At 44.7% G+C, this 5,260-nt stretch carries 5 protein-coding genes; all 5 read right to left on the bottom strand.

The window, feature by feature from the left end; genetic code table 11:
• Window positions 1–2,144 (bottom strand): pyridoxal phosphate-dependent class III aminotransferase (locus ACP45E_RS18060; protein WP_069585376.1); only part of this gene is annotated, 2,144 nt, incomplete at its 3' end.
• A 743-nt stretch (window positions 2,145–2,887) separates the two neighbouring features.
• Window positions 2,888–3,271, bottom strand: coding sequence for a monovalent cation/H(+) antiporter subunit G (mnhG, locus tag ACP45E_RS18055; RefSeq protein ID WP_017035317.1), 384 nt, complete (start codon window positions 3,269–3,271; stop codon window positions 2,888–2,890).
• On the bottom strand, window positions 3,264–3,539 hold the full coding sequence (locus ACP45E_RS18050) for a monovalent cation/H+ antiporter complex subunit F (protein WP_017035316.1): 276 nt from the start codon (window positions 3,537–3,539) through the stop codon (window positions 3,264–3,266). The genes mnhG and ACP45E_RS18050 overlap by 8 nt, the downstream gene beginning before the upstream one ends.
• Before the next feature lie 4 nt (window positions 3,540–3,543).
• Window positions 3,544–4,017: a Na+/H+ antiporter subunit E gene (locus ACP45E_RS18045; protein ID WP_017038905.1), complete on the bottom strand. Its 474-nt coding sequence runs from the start codon at window positions 4,015–4,017 to the stop codon at window positions 3,544–3,546.
• A partial coding sequence (locus tag ACP45E_RS18040) for a proton-conducting transporter membrane subunit (RefSeq protein WP_069585374.1) occupies window positions 4,014–5,260 on the bottom strand: 1,247 nt, incomplete at its 5' end. The genes ACP45E_RS18040 and ACP45E_RS18045, both read right to left, overlap by 4 nt.

Raw genomic sequence — 5,260 nt, 5'->3', positions numbered from 1 at the left:
AGCTCACTGATCATCGAATCAAGAAGCGATGTGTCCATGGTACCGTTCACATGTGCAGGTACAGACACTACTGCTTTCTCACCAAGTCCCATCCACGATGCGGATTTCTGTACCGTAAAGTGTGATTTTTCAGAACAGATAATGCGCAGTTTATGAGCGTATTCAGGCAGACCCAGCTTTTGAATGGAATGGTTAGAAAGCTTATCGGCAACCCAATCACGAGCGAGTAATAGACCCATTTGGTTACTTTGAGTACCACCACTGGTGATAATGCCGTCAGCCTGATTACCCAGCTCGTATTTCCCACATAGCCAATCAACGACACGCTGTTCAACATAGGTTGCAGAAGAGGCTTGATCCCATGAATCCATAGATTGATTCAGAGCCGCAATCATCGCTTCAGCCGCTATCGCAGGCATCAAAGGTGGTGTATGTAAGTGTGCAATGCAGCTAGGGTGCTGTGTAAAAATAGAATTCTTTACAACTAACTCACTGGTGCTATCAATCACCTCTTTTAAGCTGTGGTTGGCAGAATCTAAACACACCGCGTTAACTTGAGCTTCTAGAAGCTTGGGATCCATACCCGTGTATGGCTTATCGACCTGCTCAAAGATCTGCTTTAACGCATTTGTCGCGTGGTTCATCACCGTCGCATAATTATCAGCACCATTTTCACCGGTATGAATAAAGTGTTGTTTCCACTTTGCGTTCTCTTCGAGTGTCTCTCGCTTGCCGCCACCAGCAGCCAAGATCGCTTCTTCCATGACTCGAAGAGCGAAATCGATTTGTTCAAACGAGATAATCATTGGTGGAAGGAAACGAATAACAGAGCCATCACGCCCGCCTTTTTCAACCATCAGGCCACGCTCTAGTGCTGCACGTTGAATCGCAAGTGTCAATTCACCATCGGCGACAGGCTCACCAAATTTATTCGTCGAACCATCGGCCTTTTGGATTTCCATGCCTAGCATCAAGCCCTTACCACGAACTTCTGCTATGCAGTTCACCCGCTTTTGAATGCTTTCAAGACCCATTCGCAAATATTGACCGGCAATATTGGCATGCTCAACCAAGTTATCACGCTCGATGATTTCTAAGGCTTTAGCACCGGATACCATCGCCAACTGGTTACCGCGGAACGTACCGGTATGCTCACCCGCTTTCCATGTATCAATCTCTTTGTTAAATACAAGGATAGACATCGGTAATCCACCACCAATGGCTTTGGATAGACACAAGATATCCGGAGAGATACCCGCTTCTTCAAACGCAAATCGATAGCCTGTTTTTCCTACACCACATTGAATCTCATCAAGGATAAGTAAAATCTCATGCTCGTCACAAATACGTCTAAGTTCCCGAAGCCAAGATGCAGGAGCCGGTAAAACCCCGCCTTCACCTTGAACTGGCTCGACAATAATAGCAGCAGGTTTCATGATTCCTGCTTCATCATCATGAAGTAAGCGCTCAATATAACGAATGCTCGCTTGTGCCCCTTCCTCGCCACCCAAACCAAATGGACAACGCAGGTTGTATGGGAAGGGCATAAAGTGAACGTCAGACATCAAACCCGTTCGACGCGCTTTGGTACTTAAGTTACCCATCATACCCATGGTGCCATTGGTCATGCCATGGTACGCGCCGCGAAAAGCAAACATGGTATTGCGACCTGTGGTTTGCTTAGCCAACTTAATCGCCGCTTCAACAGCATCAGCCCCTGACGGGCCACAAAACTGAATCGCAGAATTATGGGCGAACTCTTTAGGTAAAAATGCCTTCACACGCTTGATAAAGGTGTCTTTTACTCGGGTCGTCATATCCAAAGTTTGATATGGCAAGCCCAAATCAAGTTGGTCTTTTAGCGCTTGATTGATCTCTGGGTGGTTATAACCCAGAGCCAAGGTGCCTGCACCCGCTAGGCAATCTAAAAAAAGCTGACCACGCGTATCTTCGACAAGCACACCGTGGGCTTGTTTTATCGCTATGGGTAAACGTCTTGGGTATGAACGAACTTCAGACTCATGTTCTGCTTGATCCAGCAGGATTTGGTCTGGAGTGAGATCATAAAGACCTTCTACATGAGGAACTTTTGTAGAAAAAGGGGTTGCGATAAGCGCGTTATCGACGTCAAAAACTGTACTCATTGTAATTCCCTAAAAAATAGAGGATTTGCGCTCTTTCAACACGGTTGATAAACACTCGGTTGATAAAAAAGAGGCAAAGCAATACCTTCCGAAAACATCCATACGTTCGGGATTAAGATCGTGACCATTTAGAATGGTCCTTTAGGAGTTCTGGAATTCAGGGTTCAGTAATGCTACTGACGTGAAGTACAGGGCACTTAGGAAGTACGAAGCTGATTAGGCTGTATAAATTAAAGGTTTTCACTGTTGGGTTTCTCTCTCATCTGTTGCCAATGCAACAAAAATATCCCGTCTATCAACAAGGGCTTGCTGATACCTACCCTACGCAACGAGACAATCAGCCGAATGTACGTTACGAGTATCCCCCAGAGTAATGCATTAATAAGTGCTCCGAGATTGCGCGGAAAAGTATCACAAACTCAAAGAGGCTGGCAACTATTTTTACTAACCAATTTGTAAATAAAACCAAGCTCCTTCACCTAACTTCTGCTTGCTTATATTCCCTCCATTTAGTGTTGTTATACCTATAAATCTTTCTATCCTGCGGGATAAAAAGACAGGCTGGTGCTATTTTTCTAGTCATGCCCTTTAATGTTTGTTCAACCACGTGCGATGCAAAAAAATGCTCCCTATTCTAAGGAGCATTTTTAAAAGTTTGAGACTGAGAAAAGACAGACATGACCGTTTTCTAACTCAATCATTTCATGATGAAAAATCTCACCAACAAGGCAAACTATACCAACCTATTCAGACGCTTTTTTCTTTTCAGCACAGCGACTCGATAGCTGGTGAGTATCCATGTCGTACTGCTCTTTTATCGCATCTTTCACCGTCCCTTCCCACACTGGAACGCCGACAAAGTAACTGGTTCTAGCCAGTACATGAGCCGCAATAGGAGCAGTAAGAATAACAAAAAGCACAACCGCCATAGCACGCACGACCACCGCTGTATCACTCCAAAAAATGATCGAGAACGCGACCACAATTAAACCAATACCTAGGGCGCCAGCTTTCGTAGTTGCGTGCATGCGCGTTAAAAGATCAGGCATGCGATTAATACCGATACTGGCCAATAACATGAGACAAGCACCTGTTAGTACGAAAAAAGCTACGATCATATCAATCATCTTCTCTAATTCCTCTTTGTTCTAAGTATCGAGAAAAACCGACCGCCGCTAAGAACGACGTCAGTGCCAATACGATCGCGACATCAATGAACTTTGGCTCACTATGAGCAATGCTATAGAGAACAACCAGCCCTACAGTGATGGACGCCATCAATTCAAGTGCGACAACTCGATCTGGTAAAGACGGCCCTTTCAATAACCTGACCGAGGAAAGTAGCAACGCCAAGGTCATAATAATGAAGCAAATGTTATAAACAGTATCTAGCATAATTTTAACCTAATAAATCAATAACCATGGCTTCAAGGCGCTTAAGCTCAGCGATATGAAGTTTCTCATCTTCGAAATACATCAGATGAACATAAAGCACCTTTTTATCCGTTGATACATCCAATGCCAGCGATCCAGGTGTTACCGTAATCAAAGTAGAGAAGATCGTAATACCACCCTCAGTGTCGATATCCAATGGCACTGCAATAACCGCTGGTTTCATTAAATGCGTCGGAGTGACGACATCGTAGGCCACTCTCGCATTCGCTTTAATTAAATCCCAAATAAAGAACAGAATAAAATTAAGCATCTTTGGCAGCTTACCAAAATAGACTTTAAATGGTTCATGGTCTCGCAATACATAAGCCAAAACGACATAGCTCAGCAGCATGCCTGCAAAAAAGTTAGATATGGTATAAGTACCTGATAGCACTAGCCAAGCCAATGCTAGCAGCATATTCCATCCAAATGCCTTCATGATTGACCTCCCAATACAGCGTCAATGTATTGCTGCGGGTCGAGTATTTGTTCCGCCGTCATAGAAGCTAGATTTACAAACCATTCCGCATTGATACCAATAGTAATGGTAATGACCGCCATCACGATGATTGGCAAGTAAAGACACAAACGTTCAGAATCAGACATCGCCGGTCTGATCTCAGCATCGTCTGGTAATTTCTTCCAAAACGCTTCAGACCAAATCTTAATCATTGAATACATGGTAAGTAAGCCAACCGCTAATGAAGCAATAACACCGATCCACTCTTTAGCTTCAATACCCGCTTGTATAACGACGAACTTGGCAAAGAAACCCGATAGTGGAGGAATCCCAGCCAGTGACATAGCAGGAACCGCAAACAGTACGGCTAAGAAAGGCGCTGACTTATAAAGTCCACCCAACCTCTCCAATCGGTAGCTACCGTGCATTCGATACATCACACCACTGATTAGGAATAGATTGGTTTTGACTATAATGTGATGGAACAAGTAAAACACGCCTCCTAAAATCGCCAATGGCGTAAAGAGCGCGAGCCCTAAAATCATGTAACCAATTTGGCTCACAATATGAAACGAGAGAATTCTACGAACTTCAAACTGAGCGGCGGCGCCTAACACACCCGTGACCATGGTAAAGATACCCATCCACATCAATAAAGTGTGATGAGTAAAGTCCACATCACCCACGAAGATAACACTGAACACTCGGTATAAAGCGTAAACACCCACTTTGGTTAGCAAACCTGCAAAGATCGCAGAGATCGCAACAGGAGGCGTGTGATACGACGCTGGTAGCCAGAAAAACAACGGAAAAGCAGCGGCTTTAATACCAAAGGCGACCAAGAAGAGCAGCGATATGACCGTCACAACCTCAGGGTTGGCAGACATTGACAACTTTTGTCCCAAATCGGCCATATTCAACGTGCCCGCATAGGCGTACAACAAGCCTACCGCACTTAGAAACAGCGCTGACGACAGTAGGTTAAGCGTTACATATTTCAGCGCACCCTCCATCTGGCTTCGTTCACCCCCTAAGATCAGCAAGCCAAACGATGCCACGAGCATTATCTCGAACCAAACGTACAGGTTGAATATATCTCCGGTCAGGAACGAGCCTATAACGCCCGCAAGCATTAGATGCAATAAAGGATAGAAACCAAACTTCTCGTGTTCTTTGGTCATGGTGGCCAATGCATAGATTGATATGCAAAGATCGGAAGAGC

Source organism: Vibrio genomosp. F10 str. 9ZD137, from assembly GCF_049974785.1.
In the GTDB taxonomy this organism is placed as follows: domain Bacteria; phylum Pseudomonadota; class Gammaproteobacteria; order Enterobacterales; family Vibrionaceae; genus Vibrio.
Note: the sequence above shows the minus strand (reverse complement) of the source record. Positions and strands in the feature narration are given on the sequence as shown.

What these genes read in the sequence shown, in the direction of transcription:
- mnhG (WP_017035317.1), bottom strand. Translation starts at nt 3,271, where the DNA reads ATGATTGATATGATCGTAGCTTTTTTCGTACTAACAGGTGCTTGTCTC.
- ACP45E_RS18050 (WP_017035316.1), bottom strand. Translation starts at nt 3,539, where the DNA reads ATGCTAGATACTGTTTATAACATTTGCTTCATTATTATGACCTTGGCG.
- ACP45E_RS18045 (WP_017038905.1), bottom strand. Translation starts at nt 4,017, where the DNA reads ATGAAGGCATTTGGATGGAATATGCTGCTAGCATTGGCTTGGCTAGTG.